Origin of the sequence: Aurantiacibacter atlanticus (assembly GCF_001077815.2) — a bacterium.
Classification (GTDB): domain Bacteria; phylum Pseudomonadota; class Alphaproteobacteria; order Sphingomonadales; family Sphingomonadaceae; genus Alteraurantiacibacter; species Alteraurantiacibacter atlanticus.
This window is the reverse complement of record NZ_CP011310.1, coordinates 2,341,732-2,366,853: the sequence shown is the minus strand read 5'-3', so window position 1 is coordinate 2,366,853 and position 25,122 is coordinate 2,341,732. Positions and strand designations below refer to the sequence as shown.

The window sequence follows — 25,122 nt, the reverse complement described above, 5'->3', positions numbered from 1 at the left end:
ACGGGTGAAGAAGGGCAGTACTATGGTCAAGCAGTTCAAGAAATTTATCGCGCGGGGCAATGTTTTGGACCTTGCTGTGGGTGTCATCATCGGTGCTGCCTTCGGCAAGATTGTCACCTCGCTCAACGAAAGCATGATCATGCCGGTCATTGGCTGGCTTTTTGGTGATATTGATTTTTCCAACTGGTTTTTGATGCTGGGCGAGATTCCGGAAGATTACACCGGCAGCACGACCAATTATGCCGAGCTGAAGGAAGCTGGCGTGCCAATGCTGGGCTATGGCGATTTCATCACTCAGACGGTCGATTTCCTGATCGTCGCACTGGCGCTGTTTTTCCTTATTCGTACGATCAACCGCGTGCTTGATGAGATGCAGGAACAGGCCAAACAAACCGAGGACAGTTCCAGCTCCGACGATATTCCCACAGATCCACAGCTTGATGTGCTCAAGCAAATCCTTGGCGAAATGCGTAAAAATTCACAGCCGAGTTGATTTTACAATATTTCACCACGCCCTGTCTCGTTTCTTGCGCGCTCCTGTGAGAGATTGCGCGTTCAAATTTGAACAGGACACTTCACTATGCTTTCAGAATTCAAGGATTTCATCGCCAGAGGCAATGTCATGGAACTGGCCGTGGCAGTTATCATTGCGGGTGCCTTTGCCGTAATCGTTGCCTCGCTGACGGCAGATGTCATCATGCCGATTGTCGGCGCGATCTTTGGTGATGTCGATTTCAGCAATAAGTACATGGTGCTGAGCAGTGGTGAATTGATCGAGCCGGGAATGAGCCTTGAAGCGGCGCGCGAAGCCGGAGCCAACGTGTTGGCCTGGGGCGCATTCGTGACGGCAATCATCAATTTCGTGATCCTCGCCTTCATCATTTTCATGTTGGTGCGTTACACCAAGAAGGCGCAGGAACGCTTTGAGAAGAAAGAAGAAGTGATTGAGGCTGATGCAGGTCCGACCGAGCTGGAGTTGCTTGCGGAGATCCGCGACGCATTGAAAAGCGGCGCATCACCTACACCCTGAAATTGCATCATAGGCCGGTTTGCAGCGCCTCGGCGCGCTACATACACTTCACATTAAGCGGGCAGGGCCTATATAGGTCCTGCCCGTTTCGGCGGGATATGGCGATAAATTGCGGTGTGCAATAGGCACAGCGGACCCGGGGGCAGTACCCGGCGGCTCCACCAAAAACGCTGAGAAATCAGCGCATTCTGATGGGGCCGAACTAGGATCGACGTGTGTTGAAAGGCACTGTTTTCGCCCGGGCTGAGATCCCCCGTTAAACGCTCACAACACACAAGTGCCAACGATAATGAAGCACTCGCAATCGCTGCGTAATTTGATGTCCTAACGGACTGAATTTACAAGGCTAAAGCGCGGTTGGACCGACCGGGCAACAGAACGGATTCCGGGGCTCCGGGGGTAGCTAGCAACAGAAACCCCCACCTTCACGAAATTCTGATTATCAGGAAGCGGGCTTTACCTCTCGATGCTCGCGCTCATATTTCAGGCAATCGAGGATTTTTGCGCCAGCCAGGAATACGGCGCCGGTGCAGGCAAAGAACAGGGCGTATCCGCCCCAGCCTGGGTATTCCACGATATAATCGGCCCCGCGCGAGGTTGCGCCAAGGGCAAGGGCATAGATGATCAGAAACGCTTCCCAACGGGTTTTGATAACAAACAACCTTGCAATTTTCTGAAGCATTTGTGCCCTTTCTTAACACCCTACACAGCAAATGCCGTGCCAGCCGCTAAGTTCCGCCATTTCTGATGGTTAACGCAGAGCGATGTGTAAAGCAAACCGACACCTTCGGGCGCTTCAGACAAGTTCGGATAGATGCAGCGCGTCCAGCAGACGGGCCCGTGCATCGCGGACCCTTTCTGCCAGCCTGTCGCTGCCGATCTGATCGGGCGCGATGCTTTCCGGCCAATATTGGCCGACGACATGCTCAATTGCTGATGCCTTTGTATCATCCAGCATGAAACGCTGATCGACCGCAGCGGGATCGGCGACAACGCGCAGACGCAGGCAGGCGGGGCCGCCGCCATTGGCCATGGATTGGCGCACATCCACGATTTTCACATGACGAATAGGCCCATTGCCTGCGAGCATGTCCTGAAGCCATTTCCAGACCGCATCGTTCCTGCGGCACTCCTCCGGCACTACCAGCGTCATTTCGCCATCGGTCGGGGTCAGTAATTGCGCGTTGAACAGATATGATGAGACTGTGTCCGCAAGGCTGACAGCGCGTGCAGATACTTCCACAACCTGCGCGCCGGGGCATTTTTCCTCTATCGCGGCATATGTGCCGGCCGGATCGGCAAAGGCTTGCTCGTGGGTGAAAAGCACATTTTCATTCGTCACGGCCACCACGTCATTATGGAAAGCGCCCGCAGCAATCGCCTCTGGTGCCTGTTCGACAAACAGGACACGATCTTCTGCCAGTCCATGTTGGCGCGCGATAATGCGGCTGGCCTGTTCATGCTGACGGGCGGGGAAGGGGCCGCCCATCCGCCCATAGACGAAAACTTCCAACGCGGGCGCATCATGCGCCCTTGCAAGCCGCATGTGATTGGCCGCGCCTTCATCACCGAAACATGGCGGCACCGGCGCGTGAACGGCGAAATGCGCAGTATCCGCAAAGGCGATCTGCAATTGTGCCAGCGTATCGGGCCATTCATGGCTGCGATGTGGCATGGTAACAAGGTTGGCGACCGTCAGATGGCATTTGCCGTCGGCAGTATCGGGGGCCGGAGACACTGTGGCAGCATTTGCCGTCCACATTGAACTGGCCGACCATGCTCCTGCCATCAGGGCAGGCTCTGTCGTGTCATCGGCAGCCAGCGCCTCCAGCCAGCCGACATCGGGACGGGGCAACGGCAGAAAGAACCCCTGCGCCACGCCCATAGCCATGTTGTGGCGCATCTTGGCGACGCCCTGCAGCGCCGCAGCGCGCGGGTAGGAATGTTCGCCTGCATTTCGTGTCGCGGCGAGGTTGCCGAGACTGAGGCCGGCATAATTGTGGCTGGGGCCGACTATGCCATCGAAATTGATCTCCACCAGATTGCTCATCGTAGCACGCTCCACACAGCATCGCCTTCGCCGATTTGCAGCAGGTCCGCGGCTTGCGCGTCAATCGCCACAGCGTCACCGCGCACTTCGCGGGCCCCGAAACAGCAGCGAAAATTATGCAAGTGGCCTGCGGCGATGAGCGATTTTTCGCCCTTGTCCAAAGTGGTCGATTCCACTGCCCCATGATGAGCATCGGCGATGGAGCGCACCTTGTTCGTCGGGGCTAGCATGGTCGGCCCGCCATCGAAGATATCGACATAGCCCTGATAGGAATAGCCTTCGTTCTCCAGCATGCGCATTGCTGCCCTGCCGCTGGGGTGGGGGAGGCCGATGACCTTGCGCGCCTCTTCGCTCAGCATGGCGATATAGACCGGGTGCTTGGGCATGAGATCAGCGATAAACTGGTTGCCGTGAATGGCGTTGAATTCGTCCGCCTCCTGAAAGCTCATGCCGAAAAACTTGCCACCAATCGCATCCCAGAAAGGTGAGCCGCCGCGTTCATCGATAATGCCGCGCAATTCAGCCAGTAGCTTGTTGCCAAACCGCTTGCGATGGCTGGCGATGAAAAGATAACGGCTGCGCGCGATCAGCATGCCAAGGCCACCCGCGCGTTGACCTGGATGAAGAAACAATCCGCCCACTTCGCTGCAACCGCCAAGATCATTCACAAGGCTCAACAACTCAGCCGTGATGGTACGTTTCAATTCCTGCGAATGCTGGGTTAGCGTGGTTATGCGATAGGAATAGAAAGGCCATGCCTGACCGACAGCGGTGAACAGCTGGCAGGTGCCGCGCACAGCGCCAGTGTCGGTGTCTTCCAGCACCAGCACGAAGGTTTCGGCCTCGATTTCATCTGCCGTGCGGGAAAAGGCTGCGTCAGAGTTTTTCAGCTTGGTAGTAAGCGCATTGCGATCAGGTGGGAGATTGGTGAAGCCGCCACCGGTCAGCTTGGCCATTTCATACAGATGCTGCAAATCCTGCGCCGTTGCAGCGCGTATGACAAAGCTCAAAACGGATCTCCCATGGCTAGGCGATGGAGCACGATGGCCGATAGCTGCGCGCGTTCAGTGAGAGATGGCACGATCATGAATTCTTCCGCCGAATGTATCTTGCCGCCGCGAACGCCCATCGTATCGACGACGGGGACATGATTGGCCGCAATATTGTTGCCATCGCAAACGCCGCCCGTGCTCTGCCAGCTGATTTGCTGGCCAAGCGCTGCGCCAGTATCGCGGACGAGATCAAACAATTTCTGCGCCCGCTCATCCACCGGCTTCGGCGGGCGCGAAATGCCACCATGAAGCTGAATGTCGACTTCATGCTCCTGCTCAACTTCGGCCAGCATTGTCTTGATATCCTTCGTGAAGGATTCGGCAGCCTGGGTAGTGCGCGGACGAATGTTGAAGCGCAGCACGGCATGGTCGGGCACGACATTGTTTGCCGCGCCACCATCAATCCTGGCCGGATTTATCGGCAGATCATCATGCTGCATCGCGTTCAGTTTAAGCACGCAATCGGCGGCCGCGACAATGGCATTGCGGCCATCCTGCGGATTGCGCCCCGCATGGGCGGAGCGGCCTGTAAATGTAACCGCATAATTACCGCTGCCGCCGCGCGTATGGGCCAGCGTGCCATCTGGCAGGGCAGAGGGTTCAAAGGTAAGTGCGGCATCCTTGTTCCGGGCAAGGGCATCAATCAGCGCGGCAGACGATAGCGATCCGGTTTCCTCATCAGCATTGATCATCACGTCATAGCCGACAGATTGCGCAGCCTCACTTGTCTCGAAAGCTGTAAGCGCCTCCAGAATGATAGCAAGGCCCGCTTTCATGTCGGCAGTGCCCGGACCGTTCAACGTGTCATCATCCAGCCAGGTCAGCTCCTGAAAGGGATGATCGGCGGGGAAGACCGTGTCCATATGGCCAGTAAGCAGGAAGCGCCGCTGCGCTTCTGGCCGCACTGAACAGACGAGATGGCGACCGTGTTCCTTTTCCACCTCTCGGCCATCGGTATCAACGACGGTTACAGGGGCAGGATCGTGCAAGGTGATCTCACCCGGCAAGAGGGAAAAGTCGGTAGCCAGCGCCTCTGCCACTTTGGCGAGACCCGCAAGATTTGAAGTGCCCGAATTGATAGACGCCCACGCCTGCGTGCGCGCCAACATACGCTGCTGGTCAATCCCGGCAATCAGGCCGCGCTCTTCTTGTGAAAGTTGTTTCATATGTAACGGCTCTGAAGGGGCACGCATCATGTGTCAAACAGGGCATGGGATATTGTGGCGCGAGAGGCAAGGCGGGCCGAACCAGCTCTTGCCGGCAGATGCGGATCAGCGGCGCTGATCGAGCAATTGCGCCAGCGATACGAAGTCTTCCACCAAAAGCGTTTCTGCGCGGCGCGTGGAGTCAATTCCAAGCGTTTCGAGCGCACTCAATGCGCCTTCAACCCCTTTGAGGCTCTGCCGCAGCATCTTGCGTCGCTGGCCAAAAGCGGCCTCCGTAACGCGCGCCAGAGTGGAGATCCGCACACTATCGGGTGCGGCAATCGGTTCGCAATGAATGATAGCGCTCATCACCTTGGGTGGCGGAGTAAAGGCGCTGCGATGCACCTTCATCGCCAGCTTTGCGCGAGATCGCCACTGCGCCAGCACCGCCAGCCGCCCGTATTCGCCCGAACCTGCAGCCGCCACGATACGGCGGGCGACTTCTTGCTGAAACATCAATGTCAGGCTGGTCCATCGCGGCGGCCATGTCTGATCGGACAGCCAGTTGGTGAATAGCAACGTCCCGATATTATAGGGTAAATTGGCGACAATGGCGTAAGGTTCACCCATCAGATCATCGTGATTGATGCTAAGCGCATCATCTTCGATCACACGCAATTGACCGGGGAAAGCCTCCTGCAATTGGGCAAGGGCGGGGATGCAGCGGCTGTCGCGTTCAATTGCCGTAACGCGCGCGCCAGCCCTTAAGAAAGCGCGGGTCAGGCCGCCCGGACCCGGTCCGATTTCCAGCACAGCCTTGCCCGCAAGATCGCCCGGAATGGCAGCGATGCGATCCAGCAATTGTTCGTCGAGCAGGAAATTCTGGCCCAACGCCTTTGAAGCCGAAAGGCCATGCGCCTTGATCACTTCGCGCAGGGGCGGCAATTCAGCCATGGGCGCGCCGCGCCGCCATTTCGCCTGCCATCCGTATTGCGGCGATCATGGCGTCAGCACGCGCAATACCCTTGCCTGCAATGTCAAAAGCGGTGCCGTGATCGGGAGATGTGCGTACAATCGGCAGGCCCAGTGTCACATTGACACCTTCATCGAAATCGAGTGCCTTCAAGGGGACAAGTGCCTGATCGTGATACATTGCGATGGCGGCGTCATAGCTGCCGCGCTTGTGCGGTGCGAAGAGCGTGTCAGCGGGATGCGGTCCCGTCACATTGATGCCGTCTGCCTGCAATTTGAAGATTGCGGGCGAAATGATTTCAATCTCCTCGCGGCCCATATGGCCATCCTCGCCAGCATGGGGATTGAGCCCTGCAATGGCTATGCGCGGATCGGAAAGGCCGAAATCGTCCTTCATCGCACGGGCCACAATGCGGGTCCGGCGCATGATCAGCTCTTGCGACAGCCGCCCGGGAACATCGGCGAGGGCACAATGCACCGTCAGCGGAACAGCGCGCAGCGAAGGTCCGGCTAGCATCATAACGGCGTTTTCGCGCGCAATTTCGCAGGCATCGGCGCAGAACTCCGTCTGGCCAATGAAGCCCGGCGCGATTTGTACGATGGCGGATTTTGCTACCGGTGCGGTGACAATCCCGCTGCATGTGCCTTCGCGCACCAGAGCAACTGCTCTCGTAAGCGAAGCCAGAGCAATCTGTGCTGATGCCGCATCGGGATGACCGGGAAGATAAGCGCCCTCTGGCCCTTCCATGGTAGGAATTTCGTTTCCAAGCGGCAGATGCGAGAGAACCTGGCTGCCACCGATCACACGAAACGGCGGTAGATCGAATTCTTCACGGCGTGCCCATGCCGCTGCGATAATTTCGGGTCCGATGCCCGCCGGATCGCCCAGCGATATTGCAAGGGGCGCGGTCGGGGCGGCGCGCTTCGCTGTCACAGTGTCAGCGACCTGACCCTAGTCATATTCAATCACGGCATCGCGGCGAAGATCGCGAAGATAGCGCTGGGCACGGCGATTGATACGCTCTTCTTCGATCTGCTCCATAATGGCGGCCACGCTAGGTCCGGAAGTGTCAGTAGGATCGTCCCGGCCGCACAGCATTAACACGCGGATGCCCTCTGTCAGATCGCCGAATGGCGGGGTGACCTGCCCGACGTTGAGTTGCAACATGATGCCCTGCAAAGCCTCTGGAAGCGCGCGGACTGGAATTCCGTCATTGTTGACGGTGGTGGCACCAATGGCGGCGGCGCGCGCATCTGCATCACCGCAGCCATTCATGGATTGCACCGCGCTGATGAATTCGGAACCGCGCTGCTCTGCCTCGGCCTCGGTAATTCCGGCCGGGAAGGCTATGGAAATCTGCTTGAGGCTGAGCAAAGCGTCACGCGGATCGGGCATGCCGATCTGGCGCACGTCAATCATCAGCAGAATGGAAAATCCGCCCGGAATTTCCAGTGGGCCGACCAGCTGGCCAGGAGTCATCTGCGCGGCAGCTGCTTCAAGCTGCGGCTGTTGCAACTGGGCGAGCCTGATCCATCCAAGGTCGCCACCGACCACAGCGCTGGACGCTTCGGAGAACTGCCGCGCATAGGCGACGAAACTGCCGCCAGCACGAAGCTGTTCAATAATCTGGTTGGCATTGGCTACAACCTGATCGCGATTGTTGGGATTGGCGGAAAGGAAGATCTCTCCGAGCCTATATTCTGTCGTTCCGCGAGATTCCTGCAAGCGCTCCCACAGATCAGTCACTTCGCCTTCGGACACATTCACGAAGGGCGCGATATTGCGGCGCAGCAGATTGTTCCAGGCTAGCTCACCCTGAATCTGACGCTTCACGCTGCGTGACGATGATCCGATCGAAGTGAGATAGGCGTCCAGTTCGGCAACGCTCATTCCACGCGATTCGATAGCAAACCGTTCATAAGCCTGATTGACTTCTTCCGGTGTGACAGGAAGTTCCAGGGCAGCAGCCTCCTGCACCTGCAAGGTTTCATCAATCAGATTGCGCAGAACCTGCAACCGCAGCCGCGCGACTTCTTCAGGCGGGATGGCAATTTCTTGCGCAGCGAGGATAAGTGCAACGCGGTGATCGACATCGGTGCCCGTTATGATGGAGCCATTGACCCGCGCCGTGGCGCGGCGTTCATTCGGGTTGTTCGGCTGAACGATGAAAGAAATGTCTTCGGGCAGGTTAAAGGAGTCATTAGAGCTCGGTTGGGCCTGCCCCTGCACACCGGTACTTGTCAGCGATGACATGATGAATGCGGCGCCAAGGCCGGCGAGCGCAAATCGAGTGGTTTTCTTCGCGAAGACTTTCACGTGTTTCATAATCCTGTCGACGACGCGGTAATATTGCGCCCTATAATGCGATGCCTAATGGAAAATCCCGGCTTAACCCTAGCTGAGCCAATGGCTGTCCCATCCCCCCTAGCCAACTGTGTCCGCAGTTCCAAATCACGCGCGCAAACTCTTTGCTGTGCATCGTGGATAGTGCCTAGATGCCGATGTTGCGGAGTGAGAAATAGACGCGGAAGCTGTTACCGCTCTGGGCATCGGCAAGCTCGATATAATCGCGCCGCCAGGTGAAACCGAATTCAAGGCAGTCATCAGCGTAGGCGATGCCCAATCTCGTCCGTAGCGGTTCGAAGCCATCGGCTTCCAGCGTCGGATCTTCGTCGCGATTGGTAAGATTGACCACGGCCGAGCCGAATACAGACCAATGGCGCGCAAAGGCGACACGGCCAGCCAGCCGCACTTCCTCGCGATCCTGAAGATCTTCCAGCGAGAAATCGATATCGCGGTTCAGCCGCAGATAGCCTATTTCCGCATAGGTGCGATCCGTGCCGACTGTCGCGTCAACCTCGTTCCGGCGCACACCCAGATTGTCTTTGTCGAGCCGGAAACGGTGCGTGAACTTGACGAAATCATTATATCGCACTTCAGTCCGGCCGACGAAATCGGAGAATTTTTCGTTCAATCCGGTTCCGTCAGGAAACAGCGTTTCCTCGTTCGTCAGGCGGTAGGATTGCCCGATAGTCGTCTTAATCCGCCAGCCGGGGATATTGGCCTGCCAGTCGAGGCCATAGGTAACGCGAACGCCGTCTTCCACGCGGTCATAGCCAGAAAAACGATTGAGCGCGAAGAGGTTGGAATCTTCAAGATCAATGGCGCGCGCATCTTCATTGGGAATGTCCAGATTACGGATTTCAGGCGAAGCGACCATTTGCACACGCGGAGTCAAAATCTGTGTGCCGCCAAGAAATTCACCGATAAATGGCCATTTGACATCCACAGCGGCGGTCGCGATGCCGCGCGCCTGCCAGCCGCTTTCGCCGCGATAGCTTGGCGTAAGGGTCAATTCGTTCTGATCCGAATGATAAACATCGCCGCGGACGAGACCTGTCAGGGTGATCTCCTGCCCCATTTGCGTTATGCTGCGCAGATCCCAGCGTGCACCAGTGAACGCCCTCTGGGTATCCTGCCCTTCTGCCCGCGTGACTGCGAGCGTATTGGCCTGTAATTCCACTGTTCCGCCAAAGACCGGATCCTGCAGCCGATAGCGTGCATCTATGAGCGGCAAAGCCCAGGGCACCCGCCCTTGATCGGTGCTTACCAGCAGCGCCTGCGTTGCCCATCCCGCAATCGAGATATAGGAATTTTCATCGATCCGCTCCAGCTCGATCGTGGAACGGATGCGGTCATCACGGCTGATGTCGTAACGCCGCAGGAAGGTGCGGTCGCTGGCAACCCTGATGGAACCGGACGCTGTCCAGTTTTCGTCCAGCTGGAAGCGGCCATTGGCAGCAAAATAGCCGCGAAAGTCATCTTCCGATGAAGGTTCGGAGGCATTAAGCGGGATGCGTGAACCATATGTCCCATATCCGGTTATCTGGAATGCGCCATTGTCCGTCAGATGGCGATATTCCGCAGACAACATTGGTGCGGCTTCGGTAAAGACATAGCCTGTCAACGTCAGATCGCGATTGTCGGCGATCCGCCAATAATAGCTGTCGCTGATTTCGACCCCGTTAGAAGCGGTAAGGCCGATATCGGGAATGAAAAACCCGCTGCTTGGCCCGCCATCGGCGCGCAAGGTCACCCCGATTAAAGGCAGGATTCGTGTGCCGAACAATTCCAGATAGGCGCCGGAAAAACGGATGCGCGCCGTTTCGTCATCGTAGAATACCCGCTCTGCCGTGATGCGCCAGCTGGGACTTTGCGGGCATCCTTCATCATCCACCACGGGGCAGGAAGAATAGGCCGCACGGGTCAGTTCGATATCGCCACCGGCAGTTCGCGTTGCCTGTTCGGCAGCAAGCCGGCCTCCCTGTCGGAAAGCGAGCAGCAGATTGCTCATCGCGCCTGCCTCAAGTTCATCGGTCAGCGTGACGCTATCCGTGAACAGCTGGTTGCCATCCTTGTCCACCAGACGGACATTACCGCTCGCCACGATTTCGCCGGACTCGCGATCCCACGAAACGGTTTCGGCATGGACCGATTGATCACCTGATTTCAGCAGGACATTGCCGGACGCGGTGATCGTGTTGGTTCCCTGGTCATATCCCAGGCTATCTGCTTCAAACCCGATCTGGCGCTGTCCGCCTTCGTTGAATTCGGGAATTACCGGACCGATTGGCGCTGGGCCTGCATCCCCCGCCGGATCGTCACTTGTGTCCTGCGGGTCTGGCAGGTCCTGCGCATTCGCAGCGGAATACGAACAGGCAAGCATCGCCAATGCCGCAGACGCGGTGGAGAAATAGCGACAAAATGTGTGCGGTGCCTGCATGGCACCGGGAAACGAGCCGGGGAGCATGGCTTGCCTATCGCACCGTGCGCTCTTAACTGCAACGACAGCTTTGCAGGGTGAACGATCCTGCAGGAATAGCGACTGACTCGAACTCCCGGAGCCGCCATGAATATCGAATTTCGCCCCGACCTTGAAGCCGCCAGCCCGCACCTTGTTGCGCGTGTCATCGATCAGGGGAAATTGCCTGCAGGCTTGCCGCCCACTGTCGCGAAAGGGGCACAGGCATCGCGCTTTACGGGTAAGCCGGGGCAGATATTCGAAGGCTTTTATGAGGTTGGTGGTGATGTTGTGCGACTGGCGCTGGCTGGTGCAGGCAAGAAAAATGACAAGGCACGGCACGCCGCGCTCGAAAAAGCCGGCGCTGCACTTACTGCAAAATATCTTTGTAGCGGCGAAAAGGAAATGGCGCTGGATGTCGCCTCCAGTGGATTGGACGCAGAGGAAGCGGCCGCAGTGCTGACAGGTGCGCGCCTGCGCGCATGGCGTTGGGACGAATATCGCACCCGCCTTCGTGACGAACAGAAACGCACCCTGGCCAGCATCGTGGTCGCAGGCGCGCCAGATGGCGCAGAGGCTGCGTGGGAAGATGCGGAGGCAGTGGCCACCGGTGTCGAATTCACCCGCGAACTCGTCGCTGAACCAGCGAATATCATTTATCCCGAAAGTTTTGTGGAACGCTGTCAGGGCCGGTTTGAAGGCACTGGGGCCGAACTGGTCGTGCTGGATGAAGATCAGATGGAGCAGTTGGGCATGGGTGCCTTACTGGGTGTGGGGCGCGGCTCGGCACGAGCATCGCGCATTCTGGCGATCAAGTGGATGGGTGGCAAAGCTGGTGAGGCACCCGTGGCCTTTGTGGGCAAAGGCGTCACTTTCGATTCCGGCGGCATTTCAATCAAACCGGGTCCCGGCATGGAAGACATGAAGTGGGACATGGGCGGCGCGGGCGCCGTGGCAGGTGCAATGCTTGCACTTGCTCTGCGCAAGGCCGAGGCGAATGTCGTGGGTGTCTGCGGCCTGGTAGAAAATATGCCGGACGGCAAGGCCATGCGTCCCGGCGATGTTGTTACCACCATGTCCGGCCAGACAGTCGAGGTGCTCAATACCGATGCCGAAGGCCGGCTGGTCCTGTGCGATGCGCTCACCTGGGTACAGCGCGAATTCAAACCTGCACGCATTGTGGATCTCGCCACATTGACAGGCGCGATGATGATCGCGCTTGGTTCTGAACATGGCGGCGTTTTTTCCAATGATGACAGCCTTGCAGACGATCTGCTTGGCGCGGGCAGGGAAGCGGGCGACAAGCTGTGGCGTTTCCCGCTCGCACCTGAATATGACAAACTGCTCGACAGCCCCATTGCCGATATGAAGAACATCGGACCGCGCTTTGCCGGATCGATCACCGCTGCGCAGTTCCTTCAGCGATATATCGAAGACGATACGCCCTGGGCGCATTGCGATATTGCCGGGATGGTCTGGTCCGACAAGCCGGGTGCCACCTGGGACAAGGGCGCAACCGGATTTGGCGTGCGCCTGCTTGATCGCTTCATCCGCAACACTACGAAGGCGTAGGCCTTCAATGGCGCGCATGCAGCGCAAGTCGGATCTTCCGAGCAAGGTTTGCGTTGCATGCGGCCTGCCATTTGCGTGGCGAAAGAAATGGGAGCGGGACTGGGACAATGTCCGGTTCTGTTCTGAACGATGCCGGCGAAACAAGCCAAAAATCTCGGCATGCAATGAAACCGCAGGGCGATAGATGCGCGTCGATTTCTACCTCTTGTCCAGCGATACTGCAGCGGCTGCCATCGTCCTTCTGTCGAGGAAGGTTCGCGAAGCGGGAGAACGATTGGTAGTGGTTGCCGATGATCTGGAACTGATCGAAGAAATCTCGCGCGGATTGTGGAGCGCTTCGCCCGAAGCTTTCCTCGCCAACGGGATTGCGGGCGATGCGCATGATGCGCGCCAGCCGATCCTCCTTTCCGATGAGATCAATCGTGTCAACGGGGCAAGTTTTCTGCTGATTGCCGACGGACAATGGCGTGAACCAGGCGACGGGTTTGCACGCGTTCTCTACCTTTTCGACCAGCAAACCATCGCTGGGGCGAGAGCGACCTGGAAAGCGCTGCAAGATCGTGAGGAGCTGGAATGCAAATTCTGGAAGCAACAAGGGGCAAAGTGGGTCGAGGGGCCCTGAACAGGGTTTGACGCTGCACCAATTGCTGCCAATCTGGCTGCAAGATTTCTTACAGGAGAGGACATCATGCGCATATCGGGAATAGCCCTCGCGGCGATTCTGCTGGCATCATGCGACAGCAGTGCAGGCGACGAAAACGAAATCAGGATGAGCGATGACGAGGGCAATGAAAGCATAGTGACCAGCAGCACGGCGGCGGTTGTCCTGCCCGACGGTTTCAGCATTTATCCGGGTGCCGCGATAGAAAGCACGACGACCATGAGTGGGGCCGATGGTGAAGGGCAGCTTATCATCATGACCAGTTCCGCTTCGCCCGAAGACGTATTGGCCCATTTTCGCGAACAGGCCGAAACCGCCGGCTACGAAATCGATATGGAAATGAGTACGGGCAAGGCGCATGTGATCGCTGGAAAGCGCGCCGATGGCGAAATGTTCACCGTCAATGCAAGCGCGGCGGAGGGTGATACGACTGCCATGCTGATCATCGGCAAGGAAGGCAGCAACTAGCAGAAGGCTTGCCGAGAGAGGGCAGTGGCGCTATCGGCGCGCGCAACCTGCGTTTCCACGACATCTCTCTGAAATCTCTCTAAGGAACATCCCATGGCGGTTACCCGCACTTTTTCGATCATCAAGCCCGATGCCACCCGCCGCAATCTGACCGGCGCAGTCACCAAGATGCTGGAAGATGCTGGCCTGCGCGTCATCGCTTCCAAGCGTATCCAGATGACAAAAGAGCAGGCAGAAGGCTTTTACGCCGTGCACAAGGAACGTCCCTTCTTCGGTGATCTGGTTGCATTCATGACCAGCGGCCCGGTTGTGGTGCAGGCCCTTGCAGGTGAGGACGCCGTGCTGCGCAACCGCACGATCATGGGTGCAACCAATCCCGCCGATGCCGACGATGGCACGATCCGCAAGACTTTTGCGGAAAGCATCGAAGCGAATACCGTCCACGGTTCGGACAGCGACGAAAACGCCAAGATCGAAATCGACTTCTTTTTCGACGAGAACGAAATCGTCGGCTGATATCGACAGACATATCGCGCATTTTGAGGGCGGATCGTGTCAGGCTAAAGGGTCTGCGCGGTTCGCCCTTTTGCTATTGCGTGGGTGCGGCGTTCTTGACGGTAGAAAATTGCACGATCTGCCCCTTGTGCGCACCAAGTTTTGATAGTCCCGGGCGGGACTGTTCCTGCCGCATTGCGGACAGTATCGCGTTTGAAATGGGCAAATTCAGATCGCCATAGACCTGCGTGATGGCGCTTTCCCAATCGGTATCAAGCGCGTCAAACTCCACCTGGGCGAGCGGGCCGTTGAATGCCTTCAGTGCCTGGTCCATCCTGTCTTCGCGCAACGCGATCTTGCGGGCGACCTCCGCCTCGATCCACACAAGATCGACCGAGTTGGACTGGATCGTCATCTGATTTGCCACAAGCGACACCGCGCTGCGGATAATCTCCGCATGATCGCGCCGGGTCATCACGACGCGGGCATTGGGAAACTCACTCAGCAGTGAAGGAAGGTCTTCAGCAAATTGCGGCACTTTGAGCACGCGTGGGCGATTTGAATTACCGTGGAAATGTGCGTCAGTACGCAGGATGCGCGCAAATTCGCGATAAACCGGTGCCGGGTCGCGCGTTTCTGAAAATGCGCTGAAACCGGGGATTCGCCACTGCGCCTCATAGGCACAGTGATCGAGCGCGCAGGCGAGCCAGCCCAATTCTTCATCCGCGCGCGTAGTGCCGAAGGGATGAATCGAATCGAGCCACGGATCAAGAGTGCGGGCAAATAGAAGGGACAGCGCGGACCACGCGGGCCTTGTATCAGGGCGGCGCGGGACCGGTAGCCAGCTGTCGCAAAAGCGCGTGGCGGAATGCGCCGGATCGGCGGCGAGCAGACGGTGCACTCGGGTCGTTCCGCTGCGCATCTGCCCGACGACAATTATCGGCGCGACCAGCGGGTGATCGACCACTTCCGGGCGGCTTCGCCACATTTCGCCAAGTTCCAGACGCTGGCGGATGACGCGCACCAATTGTCCATGTGCCATGGTGAGACCAAGCGCATTGAGCTGCGCTTCTGCACTCAGCGATTCGGCAAGCACTTCCAGGCGAAGCCGGAAATCGGCCTTCTCTGCATCGCCCCTTGGCCCGCGCTCGCCTTCTGCTGGCACTTCGAGCTGCGCCTTGCCCCACAGGATATCGGGATCAAGCGATGGACGTGTTGCGATACCTTTCGCCCAAGCACCTTCCAGCCAGCCGCATACCCGATCGACACGAGGAGAGCGGGCGAGGGGGTGCGGACGCGGTGGAGGGCTCATGCCTCAGAACTGGTCCGCAGCATCATGCAATTTCGTGAGCCGCTTGGGTGCGACCATACGCCAGCTTCTGCGCAACCATTCGCCGACATTGTCCCAATCAACATTTGCTTGGTTGAGAATGATGCCGATCCAGCCACTGGCGCCATAATAGGCAGGCTTGTAATAAGTTTCGGGCGCTGTTTCGACGAGACCAGCCAGTTCATCCGGCCCGCTCGTCTTCACCAGCAGGGCGATATGTTCGCTGCCGTGATGCCTACCATTGAAATGGGCGAAATATTTGCCGCTTTTGCCGCCGCATCGCCAGCCCGGCGCGCCGTGGCTTTCGCGCTCTTCCGCTTCGGGCAGAGCCAGTGCCAATTCGCGGGCGCGTTCCAACAGCCAGTCAGCGCGGTATTGCCGTCCCACATATTCGGCCACCATGCGCGGGTAGAGCTGGTATTCGGCAAGGATCACCCGCCGCGCGAGGCTGTCTGCCGTGTCATCCGGCAGAATCGCCACCGGCACCTGCCCCAGTACTGGCCCGCCATCAAGTTCCGATGTCACGACATGGACCGAACATCCGCCGGACGCATCGCCAGCATCAATGGCGCGTTGATGCGTATCGAGGCCCTTGTATTTAGGGAGAAGCGAAGGATGGATATTCACCATCCGGCCTTCCCATCCGGCGACGAACTCCTCGTTCAAGATGCGCATATATCCGCACAGTGCGAGATATTCGGCCCCGCTATCGCGCAAGGCGCAGTGCATGATCTTCTCGTGCTCACGGCGATCCATGCCGCGATGATCATGCGCGAAGGTCGGAATGCCTTCTGCCGCTGCAATCTTCAGGCCGGGCGCGTCCGGGGCATTGGAAGCGACGAGCACGATTTCATAGGGGCAATCAGGCAGGCGCGAATGGAACAGAAGCGCGGACATTGTGGTGCCATTACCCGATAGCAGGCAGGCGATCCTGGCCTTGGTCATTGGTTCATCGCCACGACATTGGCGAAAAACGGCTCACGCATCATGCGCGGCTTCCCAGTCTGCCTTGCCCGACCATGTGCCAGCTGATCCGCGTACGCTGCATCCGCGCTGGCCGGCCACGATTTCACCAATGGTGAATACGGTTTCGCCAGCATCCGTCAGCGCTGAACTTACGGTTTCGGCCTGATCTTGGGTCACCGCCATAACCATGCCCACGCCGCAATTGAACGTGCGCGCCATTTCGCCCGGCTCGATATTGCCCTGAGCTTGCAGGAAAGCCATCAATCCGCTCTGCTTCCAGTCATCGGCATCGATGATGGCCCGTGCGCCTTCGGGCAGAACGCGCGGAAGATTTTCCAGCAATCCACCGCCGGTGATATGCGCCAGCGCGTCGATCTGTCCGGCCCGGACGATTGGGAGGAGGTTTTCGACATAGATCCGTGTGGGTTCGATCAGCGCGTCTATCAGCAGGCGGTCCTGGTCGAACAGGGCAGGGCGGTCGAGCTTCCAGCCCTTATCTTCTGCAAGACGCCGCACCAGTGAAAAGCCATTTGAATGAACGCCCGAACTTGCCAGCCCAAGCAGCACATGGCCGGGTGCGATCTTGTCACCAGTCAATTGTTCGCCGCGTTCGACAGCGCCGACGCAAAAGCCCGCAAGGTCATAATCGCCTGCAGCATACATGCCCGGCATTTCCGCAGTTTCGCCCCCGATCAATGCGCATCCGGCTTGCTGGCAACCTTGCGCAATGCCTGCAATCACCCGCTCGGCGACGCCGTTATCAAGTTTTCCCGTGGCGAAATAATCGAGGAAGAACAGCGGTTCTGCACCCTGCACGATCAAATCATTGACGCACATGGCGACCAGATCGATGCCAACGCTGTCATGCCGATCATTTTCTATGGCAAGCTTGAGCTTGGTACCCACGCCATCATTGCCCGCGACCAGCAGCGGATCCTTATAACCTGCAGCGCGCGGATCGAAGAAGCCGCCAAAGCCGCCGATTTCGCCATCTGCGCCGGGACGCATGGTGGCCTTGACCAGCGGGCCGATTGCCTTGACGAGCCTGTTGCCCGCATCGATCGACACGCCGGCTTGCTCATAGGTGTAGGAGGTCGGTTTGGAACTCATGGTCCTGCCATAGGCTTTCGTGCTTGGATTTCCACTCGCCTTTAGGCAAAAGGCACGGGATTTCCCCGATGAGCGTATTTTCTCTCCCCTCCCGCCTGTCTTCAAGGCACCTTCCGGCCCTTATTGGCGGCGCGGCCATCATGCTTTTCGGCCTGGTGGCTGTGGTGGCCTTGTTTGCGCAGATTTCCGGCGAACGCGGTATCGCCCCTGTGGCGAGCAGCACGGATATCGACATTGGCGGGATAGAGGTGAATGCAACGGGCGATTCGGCAGAGGAGGCGCGCGCCAATGGCTGGCGGATGGCCCAGCGCATGGCTTGGGAAGAACTGGACGGTCCGGACATACCCGATTCGCGCCTCGATTCGCTGGTTTCGGCCATCGTAGTGGAAGAAGAGCATATCGGCCCGCGCCGCTATATTGCGCGCCTGGGTGTGATTTTTGATCGCCAGCGCGCCGGATCATTGCTTGGTTCTCAAGGCAGACGAAGCCGTTCGGCGCCAATGCTGACATTGCCGGTCATGATTTCGGGCGGCACGCAAACCATGTTCGAAGTGCGAAATCCGTGGCAGCGTGCCTGGGCTGAACACCAGCTTGGCGCCAGCACCATCGATTACGTTCGGCCCTCTGGTGCAGGCGGGGAATCCTTGTTGCTGACCTATGGCCAGACCGGTCGCCCCAGCCGTGCCTGGTGGAACAATATTCTTGACCAGTTCGGTGCGGCAGATGTGCTCGTTCCGATTGTTCATCTCCAATGGGAATGGCCGGGCGGCCCTGTGAAGGGGCATTTCACCGCGCGATATGGGCCGGACAATCGCTATCTTGGCGAATTCACCATGCAGGCGCAAAACGCTTCGCAACTGCCCGCCATGCTCAATCGGGCAGTGCAGCGGTTCGACCGCATGTTCTCCGCTGCGCTTGCATCGGGAACCTTGCGGCCCGACCCGACGCTGACGCTCGACAATCTGGAAATGAGCCCGGAACTGCGCGCCCTGCTCGAAGAAGCGCGCCGCGCCGAGGAGGAAGAACGCTTTGCCGCAGCCAATGACAGCGACACTAGCGGGGACGAAACAGCAAGCACCTTAACTGGCGACACGGAAGCTGATCCTGCGCCTGCTACCTCCTCCGCCTTCTCCGTGCAGGTCGCCACACCTGATGCCGCGTCCTACGACAATGCCCTGACGCTATTGCGCGGCACACCGGGTGTCGGCGGGGTGTCCGTGACATCCACGGCGATTGGCGGTGCATCGGTTCTGCGCGTGAGCTATCGCGGCGAGTTATCCGCTCTGGCCGAGACGCTGCGTTCGCGCGGCTGGGCGGTTAACGAGGGGCAGAACGCGCTCGGTATTTCGCGTTAGTCTCCGGCAGGAGCGGTGTAGATGGAACAGATCGCCCTACCTCTGAAGGCCGGAAACGGCCCTGCCGGCATCGTGGTGGGTTCTGCCAATGCGGTCGTGGCAGAGGCGCTTACCATGCCCGAAAGCTGGCCGTTTCGTACTGCTGTTCTCACTGGACCACCGCGTTCGGGAAAATCGCTATTTGCGCGCTGGTTTGCCGAAAGCGGACGCGGTGAGGCGATAGACGATGCACAGACCCTGCTCGAAGATGCCGTCTTCCACCGCTGGAACAGGGCGCAGGAAAGCGGCACGGCGCTGCTGGTCGTAGGCGGAGAACCGCCATGGAATATTGCCCTGCCGGATCTGCGCTCACGCCTTGGCGGCTCGCTCCAGCTGGAAATCACCCAGCCCGACGATGTAATGGCGCATGAATTGCTGTTGTCGCTGGCTGATGAGCGGGGCTTGTTGCTGCCCGTGGAGGGGGCAGATTATCTCGTGCCGCGCGCCAGCCGATCTCAGGCAGAGCTGGAGCGACTCGTGGCGATGATCGATCGCTTGTCTCTCGAACGAAAAGCCCCACCTACGCAAGGCATCTGGCGTGCCGCGCTGGAAGCCGTGCACGGCCCTGTGGAGCCGCGCTTGCTTTGATCGAGTTTTGATGGGAAACTTGTAAACATCATGTTTGAACAGCTGAAACTCTATCTGGACTCGGTCCATGTCCGCGACCCGGCACCGCGCTCTCGCTGGGAAATCCTGCTGTACCCTGGCGTTCTGGCGCTTGGCATGCACAGAATTGCCCATTGGTTGTTTGAAGCGGAGATGTATTTCCTGGCCAGATTCGTCAATCATACCAGCCGCTTCCTTACCGCGATCGATATTCATCCCGGTGCCAAGATCGGCAAGAACCTTTTTATCGACCACGGCTTTACCGTTATCGGTGAGACGGCTGAAATCGGGAACGATGTGACGATTTACCAATGCGTTACCCTGGGCGGGACCAATCCCACCAATGGCGAAGGCGGTAAACGTCACCCTACCTTGTGTGACAATGTCATCATAGGATCGGGCGCGCAGGTGATCGGGCCGATCATCGTGGGTGAACGGGCGCGCGTGGGCGCAAACGCCGTGGTAACGGACGATGTGACAGAGGGCGCGACCATGATCGGCCTCAAAGCGCGATCCACGCTAGTTCCTGCAGAGGAATGGATGAAGGAATTTATCCCCTATGGCACGCCATGCGACGAACCGTGCGAGCCTGGCTCTGATGATCGCGTGCAGGCGTTGGAAAACCAGCTCGCCGCACTGTCGGACCAGATCAATGCGCTGCGCAAATCGCTGCCGCCTGCCGATACCGACAATGTCGAACGCGTAACGGCACGCAAGAGCGGCACGCAGAACTGATGGGGCCGACCTCCGGCGCTCCTAATATCCTCCCATTTCCCGGCAATCGCGCGCCTTTGCAAACGGGTTTTGATCGGCATGAATTGACCCGCATCCTCGATCTTTATGGCCGTATGGTCGCAGCGGGGGAGTGGCGTGACTACGCGATGGATTTTACCAGGGATTGTGCCGTGTTCGCCGCTTTTCGCCGCACAGCGGAGGTGCCGCAAATGCGGCTGGAAAAGCGGCCATCGCTGCGCAACCGCCAGGGCATGTGGACGCTGTTTGGCGAAGGCGTGCAGGTGCTCAAACGCGGGCATGAGCTGGCGGGCGTGCTCGCCCCGATAGAGCGGCGCTTGGTCAAGGCAATCGACGGCTGATTTGAGGCAAGACCGTCAGGCGGGGCTGTATTGGAAAGCCTATATACCTGCCTGATCGAGTGTCTGGAGCGCCTGCGCCAATTCATCATAATGGTCGATCATGATATCGCCGTCCAGCTCGGCAACCGGAACATCGTGATAGCCGAAACGGCAAGTCACCACCGGGATGCCGGCATTGCGCGCCGCGCCTACATCAAAGGTGGAATCGCCGATCATCACTGCGCGTCCGTCGCCGCAATCACTGATGGCGGCGTGCAGCATGTCCGGTTGGGGCTTGGACCTTTCGCGCCCAAGCGTATCGCCCCCGTAAAGCGCGGTAAAGTGATCTGCCATTTCGAGTCTGGCCAGCAGCCGACGCGCAGCGTCTTCAGCCTTATTCGTGCAGACAGCCAGCGTGCAGCCCTGGCGGCGAAGCTGACCGAGCGCTGCGACACAGCCGGGATATGGCACGGTATTATCCGCGATATGTTCCACATAATGGTCCAGCAGCGACTCAGTCAGTGATGCGAATTCGGCATCCTCGACCATGCCGCCGGTCGCCTCCAGCGCCCGCTGCAGCATCAGCTTTGCTCCACCGCCAATAAATGTCCGCGTCATGCTTTCGGGTACCGCGCGTCGTCCGGCAATCGTCAGGGCGTGATTGACTGCAGGAGCAAGATCGCGTGCGGAATCGACCAAAGTTCCATCAAGGTCGAACAGGACGATATCAAAGGGAAAATCTGCCATGTCGCCCGCGCTGATAGACGTCTATTTGTAAACCGCAATGAATTGATGGCGCAACAGTTTGAAGGCGCCGCGATTTGGTGGCATGGCCCGAAGAATGAACGAAGCCGACACACAGCACAGACCGATCGCCGCGATAATCCTTGCCGCAGGTAAGGGTACGCGCATGAAAAGCAGCCGTCACAAGGTGCTGCATGATGTGGGTGGCAGGCCGATGATCGAACACTTGCTTGCCAGTGTAGAGGCCCTGGCCCCTGCCAGCCTCGTCACCATCGTGGGCGAAGCGCGCGAACAATTGCATGACCAATTGGGAAAGCGCACGCAATTTGCAGTGCAGGAACCGCAGCTGGGAACAGGCCATGCCGTGCAACAGGCCAAGGACGCGCTCAACGGATTTTCAGGAGATGTGCTGGTCCTTTACGGCGATGTGCCCTTCGTTTCTACCAGCACAATGCGCGCGATGGTTGATCGGCTCAACGCCGCGGACTCGCCGGCCGCCGTGGTGCTGGGTTTCGAACCGGCGAACCCGCTGCGTTATGGCCGCGTAATCGCATCCGGCGATCACATCGAAAAGATGGTGGAATGGAAGGACGCGAGCGAGGTGGAAAGGGGCTGCACCACGTGCAATTCCGGCTTGCTGGCTGCCCGCGCGGAAGATCTGTTTGCGCTGCTGGACCGTGTTTCCAACGATAATGCCCAGGATGAATATTACCTCCCGGATATCGTCAACATCGCAATTGCCGACGGACGCAATTGTGCAATTGTCAGCACGGACACGCCCGATGAAGTCATTGGCATAAACAGCCGCGCCGAACTGGCGGCTGCAGAATTGCAGTGGCAAAATCTGAAGCGGGCCGATGCGATGGAAGCGGGGGTGACTTTGCGCGCTCCTGAATGCGTATATTTCAGTTATGACACCCAGATCGCAAGCGATGTGGTGGTGGAGCCACATGTCGTTTTCGGCCCCGGCGTAACTGTGGAAACGGGCGCGCATATCAAGGCGTTCAGCCACCTCGAAGGCGCGCATGTTGGTGAGGATGTGGAAGTTGGCCCCTACGCTCGCTTGCGTCCCGGTGCCGTGCTGGAAAAGGGCAGCAAGGTCGGCAATTTCGTCGAGATAAAGAAGGCTACCATCGGCGAAGGCGCCAAGGCAAGCCATTTGTCCTATATCGGTGATGCAACCGTGGGTGCGGATGCCAATATCGGTGCAGGCACAATCACCTGCAATTATGATGGCTATTTCAAACACAAGACCGAAATCGGGCCGCGCGCCTTTATCGGATCGAATAGTGCGCTGGTTGCTCCGGTCAAGATCGGTGCCGATGCCATCGTTGCCGCCGGAAGCACAGTCAGCCGCGATGTCGGTGATGGCGAATTGCGCATGGTGCGGGCCGAACAGCTGGTAAAGCCGGGCTGGGCAGATCGCTTTCACGATACGATGAAAAAGAAAAAGGCGGAGCGCAAGTGAGCGATCGCTATGATGGCAAACCGTTCCTCCGTCTGCTCGATTCCTATGTACTTTCGGCAATTGGCGCACTCGACCAGGCGAACGAGGACTGGTTGACGCAGAGTGAGCCGCATTTCCGCCATACCTTTGGCGAGGAAGGCAGTTGGCGGGAAATCGTCGCCAGCCGCATGCAATTTCCGGAAGCGATGGAAGCATCCATTCTTGAAGTCTGGCAAAAGGGCCGGATCAACTTTTTATGGGATAGTGGCGCAGAACCGGATGCAGTCCAGTTCACGCACACTTTTGTCGACACCAATTTCCCGCACTGACGCGGAAGAAGGCCAGAACCTATGTGCGGAATTATCGGAATTGTTGGTCAAACCAGTGTGGCAAGTCGGCTTGTTGATGGGCTGCGGCGGATGGAATATCGCGGTTATGACAGCGCCGGAGTCTGCACACTTCACAATGACGAGATGATCCGTCGCCGGGCTGAAGGAAAGCTCAACAATCTGGTCGAGGAACTGGCGGGCAACCCTGCGCCGGGCACCACGGGCATCGCACACACCCGCTGGGCCACGCACGGCGCCCCCACGCAGAAGAACGCTCACCCGCACGCCACCCCGCAGGTAGCTCTCGTGCACAATGGCATCATCGAAAATTTCAAGGAATTGCGTGACGAATTGCGCAAGGGCGGTCGCAGCTTTGAAAGCGATACCGATACAGAAACTGTCGTTCACCTGATCAGCCGCGAGATTGAAAATGGCGCTTCGCCGCAGGATGCCGTTGCCAATGTCCTGCCACGGCTGCGTGGTGCCTTTGCGCTGGCGATTGCCTTTCGCGATCACCCAGACCTGCTGATCGGGGCACGGCTCGGTTCGCCGCTGGTCGTCGGACATGGCGAGGGTGAGATGTTCCTCGGATCAGACGCGCTGGCGCTCGCCCCGCTCACGCAGCAGATTTGCTACCTTGAAGAAGGTGACTGGGTCACCATCACAAAGGACAGTGCGACGATACGCGATGTCGAAGGCAAAGAGGTGCACCGCGATGTGCGCGCATCGGGCGCGTCGGCTGTCGCGATGGAGAAAGGCAATTATCGCCACTTCATGCAGAAGGAAATCTTCGAACAGCCGACCGTCGTAGCGCAGACCCTGCATTCCTATTTGCGTCCGGTCGAACAGCAGGTGGCATTGCCACAGATCGATTTCGATATTTCCGCGATAGACCGTGTCACGATAGTGGCCTGCGGCACCTCCTATTATGCGGGCATGGTGGCGAAATACTGGTTCGAACGGTTCGCCCGTGTTCCCGTTGATATCGATTTCGCTTCCGAATTTCGTTATCGGGAACCGGTGCTGCCCGAAGGCGGGCTCGCCCTATTCATCAGCCAGAGCGGCGAGACGGCAGATACGCTGGCGGCCTTGCGCCATTGTCGTGAACAGGGGCAGGTTATCGCTGCCGTCGTCAATGTGCCCACCAGTTCCATGGCGCGTGAGGCAGACCTTTTGCTGCCCACCCATGCCGGGCCGGAAATAGGTGTCGCATCGACCAAGGCGTTCACGTGCCAACTGGCCGTGCTTGCCGCGCTTGCTGCGCATTTCGCAGTGAAAAAGGGCCGCTTGTCCCGTGCGGAGGAGGCGAAAATTGTCGATCACCTTCTGGAAGCACCCGCCTGCCTGAATGCGGCGCTCGATCATGATGATGACATTGCCGCGATGGCGCATCTCATCGCGCCCGCCCGCGATGTTCTTTATCTGGGACGTGGGGCCGATTTCCCATTGGCGCTGGAAGGCGCGCTGAAACTTAAGGAAATCAGTTATATCCACGCAGAAGGCTACGCCAGCGGGGAAATGAAGCATGGCCCGATCGCGCTGATCGATGAAGAAGTGCCGGTTATCGTTCTCGCTCCATCAGGGCCGTTGTTCGAAAAGACGGTGTCCAACATGCAGGAAGTGCAGGCTCGCGGCGGCAAGGTTGTGTTGATTTCGGATGCGGAAGGAATTGCGCAGGCAGGAGAGGATTGCATGGCAACGATCCAGATGCCCACTGTCCATCCGCTGATCGCGCCGCTGGTCTATGCCGTGCCGGTGCAACTGCTGGCCTATCATGTCGCCGTGCTGAAGGGCACCGATGTCGATCAGCCGCGAAATCTGGCGAAGTCCGTTACCGTGGAATAGCTGCGCCGCGATGGCTGCGAACCCCATAGCA

The 25,122-nt window shown here is 58.5% G+C and carries 26 protein-coding genes and 1 other RNA gene; 15 read left to right on the top strand and 12 right to left on the bottom strand.

Annotated elements, in window-relative coordinates; translation table 11 throughout:
- Window positions 1–22: 22 nt before the first annotated feature.
- From mscL (CP97_RS11450) to ssrA, 3 genes are all read left to right on the top strand, one after another.
- Window positions 23–493, top strand: a complete 471-nt coding sequence (mscL, locus tag CP97_RS11450; RefSeq protein WP_048886963.1) for a large conductance mechanosensitive channel protein MscL — start codon at window positions 23–25, stop codon at window positions 491–493.
- 87 nt (window positions 494–580) lie between these two features.
- Window positions 581–1,030 carry a large conductance mechanosensitive channel protein MscL gene (gene mscL, locus CP97_RS11445; RefSeq protein WP_048886054.1) on the top strand — a complete coding sequence of 150 codons (450 nt, stop codon included), beginning with the start codon at window positions 581–583 and terminating at the stop codon, window positions 1,028–1,030.
- Between the two features lie 43 nt (window positions 1,031–1,073).
- Window positions 1,074–1,418, top strand: a transfer-messenger RNA (tmRNA) gene (gene ssrA / locus CP97_RS11440).
- A gap of 54 nt (window positions 1,419–1,472) precedes the next feature.
- Here the strand turns inward: ssrA and CP97_RS11435 are convergent.
- The 8 genes from CP97_RS11435 to CP97_RS11400 all read right to left on the bottom strand — a co-directional run bounded on the left by CP97_RS11435 (window position 1,473) and on the right by CP97_RS11400 (window position 11,060).
- The gene (locus tag CP97_RS11435; protein ID WP_048886053.1) at window positions 1,473–1,712 is read right to left on the bottom strand and encodes a hypothetical protein; all 240 of its coding nucleotides are present in this window, start codon (window positions 1,710–1,712) and stop codon (window positions 1,473–1,475) included.
- Window positions 1,713–1,826: 114 nt separating this feature from the next.
- The gene (locus CP97_RS11430; protein WP_048886052.1) at window positions 1,827–3,080 is read right to left on the bottom strand and encodes an N-succinylarginine dihydrolase; all 1,254 of its coding nucleotides are present in this window, start codon (window positions 3,078–3,080) and stop codon (window positions 1,827–1,829) included.
- Complete coding sequence (locus CP97_RS11425; protein WP_048886051.1) at window positions 3,077–4,090, bottom strand: arginine N-succinyltransferase; 1,014 nt, start codon at window positions 4,088–4,090, stop codon at window positions 3,077–3,079. Before CP97_RS11425 ends, CP97_RS11430 begins: the two co-directional genes overlap by 4 nt.
- Complete coding sequence (locus CP97_RS11420; RefSeq protein ID WP_048886050.1) at window positions 4,087–5,298, bottom strand: hydrolase; 1,212 nt, start codon at window positions 5,296–5,298, stop codon at window positions 4,087–4,089. Before CP97_RS11420 ends, CP97_RS11425 begins: the two co-directional genes overlap by 4 nt.
- A 105-nt stretch (window positions 5,299–5,403) precedes the next feature.
- Window positions 5,404–6,231, bottom strand: a complete 828-nt coding sequence (rsmA, locus tag CP97_RS11415; protein WP_048886049.1) for a 16S rRNA (adenine(1518)-N(6)/adenine(1519)-N(6))-dimethyltransferase RsmA — start codon at window positions 6,229–6,231, stop codon at window positions 5,404–5,406.
- Window positions 6,224–7,183, bottom strand: a complete 960-nt coding sequence (gene pdxA, locus CP97_RS11410) for a 4-hydroxythreonine-4-phosphate dehydrogenase PdxA (RefSeq protein WP_048886048.1) — start codon at window positions 7,181–7,183, stop codon at window positions 6,224–6,226. Before pdxA ends, rsmA begins: the two co-directional genes overlap by 8 nt.
- A gap of 18 nt (window positions 7,184–7,201) precedes the next feature.
- Entirely contained in the window at window positions 7,202–8,575 is a 1,374-nt protein-coding gene (locus CP97_RS11405) for a peptidylprolyl isomerase (RefSeq protein ID WP_048886047.1), read from the bottom strand.
- 166 nt (window positions 8,576–8,741) lie between these two features.
- A complete protein-coding gene (locus tag CP97_RS11400; protein WP_227819593.1) occupies window positions 8,742–11,060 on the bottom strand; it encodes an LPS-assembly protein LptD in 2,319 nt (772 codons plus the stop codon).
- A 99-nt stretch (window positions 11,061–11,159) separates the two neighbouring features.
- Here CP97_RS11400 and CP97_RS11395 point away from each other — a divergent pair, with 99 nt between their 5' ends.
- From CP97_RS11395 to ndk, 5 genes are all read left to right on the top strand, one after another.
- Window positions 11,160–12,623 (top strand): leucyl aminopeptidase, encoded by a 1,464-nt coding sequence (locus CP97_RS11395; RefSeq protein WP_048886046.1) that lies wholly within the window; start codon window positions 11,160–11,162, stop codon window positions 12,621–12,623.
- 7 nt (window positions 12,624–12,630) lie between these two features.
- Window positions 12,631–12,807, top strand: coding sequence for a DUF2256 domain-containing protein (locus CP97_RS15955; protein ID WP_082863809.1), 177 nt, complete (start codon window positions 12,631–12,633; stop codon window positions 12,805–12,807).
- Window positions 12,808–13,245 (top strand): DNA polymerase III subunit chi, encoded by a 438-nt coding sequence (locus CP97_RS11390; protein WP_048886045.1) that lies wholly within the window; start codon window positions 12,808–12,810, stop codon window positions 13,243–13,245.
- Window positions 13,246–13,311: 66 nt separating this feature from the next.
- Window positions 13,312–13,752: a hypothetical protein gene (locus CP97_RS11385; protein WP_048886044.1), complete on the top strand. Its 441-nt coding sequence runs from the start codon at window positions 13,312–13,314 to the stop codon at window positions 13,750–13,752.
- A 93-nt stretch (window positions 13,753–13,845) separates the two neighbouring features.
- Window positions 13,846–14,268 (top strand): nucleoside-diphosphate kinase, encoded by a 423-nt coding sequence (ndk, locus tag CP97_RS11380; RefSeq protein WP_048886043.1) that lies wholly within the window; start codon window positions 13,846–13,848, stop codon window positions 14,266–14,268.
- Window positions 14,269–14,341: 73 nt separating this feature from the next.
- Here the strand turns inward: ndk and CP97_RS11375 are convergent, their stop codons facing one another.
- From CP97_RS11375 to purM, 3 genes are read right to left on the bottom strand one after another with little or no spacing between them, the layout of a single operon-like run.
- Entirely contained in the window at window positions 14,342–15,559 is a 1,218-nt protein-coding gene (locus CP97_RS11375) for a sulfotransferase family protein (RefSeq protein ID WP_053106623.1), read from the bottom strand.
- Between the two features lie 3 nt (window positions 15,560–15,562).
- Window positions 15,563–16,522 carry a phosphoribosylglycinamide formyltransferase gene (gene purN, locus CP97_RS11370; RefSeq protein ID WP_048886042.1) on the bottom strand — a complete coding sequence of 320 codons (960 nt, stop codon included), beginning with the start codon at window positions 16,520–16,522 and terminating at the stop codon, window positions 15,563–15,565.
- Between the two features lie 33 nt (window positions 16,523–16,555).
- Window positions 16,556–17,653, bottom strand: coding sequence for a phosphoribosylformylglycinamidine cyclo-ligase (purM, locus tag CP97_RS11365; protein WP_048886041.1), 1,098 nt, complete (start codon window positions 17,651–17,653; stop codon window positions 16,556–16,558).
- A 68-nt stretch (window positions 17,654–17,721) separates the two neighbouring features.
- Here purM and CP97_RS11360 point away from each other — a divergent pair, with 68 nt between their 5' ends.
- Genes CP97_RS11360 through CP97_RS11345 form a run of 4 tightly spaced genes read left to right on the top strand, consistent with a single transcriptional unit; the run spans window position 17,722 to window position 20,747 of the window.
- Window positions 17,722–19,008, top strand: coding sequence for a hypothetical protein (locus CP97_RS11360; protein ID WP_048886040.1), 1,287 nt, complete (start codon window positions 17,722–17,724; stop codon window positions 19,006–19,008).
- Between the two features lie 21 nt (window positions 19,009–19,029).
- On the top strand, window positions 19,030–19,635 hold the full coding sequence (locus CP97_RS11355) for a P-loop NTPase family protein (RefSeq protein WP_048886039.1): 606 nt from the start codon (window positions 19,030–19,032) through the stop codon (window positions 19,633–19,635).
- A gap of 30 nt (window positions 19,636–19,665) precedes the next feature.
- A complete protein-coding gene (gene epsC, locus CP97_RS11350) occupies window positions 19,666–20,388 on the top strand; it encodes a serine O-acetyltransferase EpsC (protein ID WP_048886038.1) in 723 nt (240 codons plus the stop codon).
- Entirely contained in the window at window positions 20,388–20,747 is a 360-nt protein-coding gene (locus tag CP97_RS11345) for a DUF2794 domain-containing protein (RefSeq protein WP_048886037.1), read from the top strand. Before epsC ends, CP97_RS11345 begins: the two co-directional genes overlap by 1 nt.
- A gap of 39 nt (window positions 20,748–20,786) precedes the next feature.
- Here the strand turns inward: CP97_RS11345 and CP97_RS11340 are convergent, their stop codons facing one another.
- Window positions 20,787–21,473, bottom strand: coding sequence for an HAD-IA family hydrolase (locus CP97_RS11340; protein WP_048886036.1), 687 nt, complete (start codon window positions 21,471–21,473; stop codon window positions 20,787–20,789).
- Window positions 21,474–21,567: 94 nt separating this feature from the next.
- Here CP97_RS11340 and glmU point away from each other — a divergent pair, with 94 nt between their 5' ends.
- The 3 genes from glmU to glmS are packed head-to-tail and all read left to right on the top strand — an operon-like array spanning window position 21,568 to window position 25,091.
- Window positions 21,568–22,938, top strand: coding sequence for a bifunctional UDP-N-acetylglucosamine diphosphorylase/glucosamine-1-phosphate N-acetyltransferase GlmU (glmU, locus tag CP97_RS11335; protein ID WP_048886035.1), 1,371 nt, complete (start codon window positions 21,568–21,570; stop codon window positions 22,936–22,938).
- Window positions 22,935–23,246 (top strand): hypothetical protein, encoded by a 312-nt coding sequence (locus tag CP97_RS11330; protein WP_048886034.1) that lies wholly within the window; start codon window positions 22,935–22,937, stop codon window positions 23,244–23,246. The genes glmU and CP97_RS11330 overlap by 4 nt, the downstream gene beginning before the upstream one ends.
- A 21-nt stretch (window positions 23,247–23,267) precedes the next feature.
- Window positions 23,268–25,091 (top strand): glutamine--fructose-6-phosphate transaminase (isomerizing), encoded by a 1,824-nt coding sequence (glmS, locus tag CP97_RS11325; protein ID WP_048886033.1) that lies wholly within the window; start codon window positions 23,268–23,270, stop codon window positions 25,089–25,091.
- Window positions 25,092–25,122 lie beyond the last annotated feature (31 nt).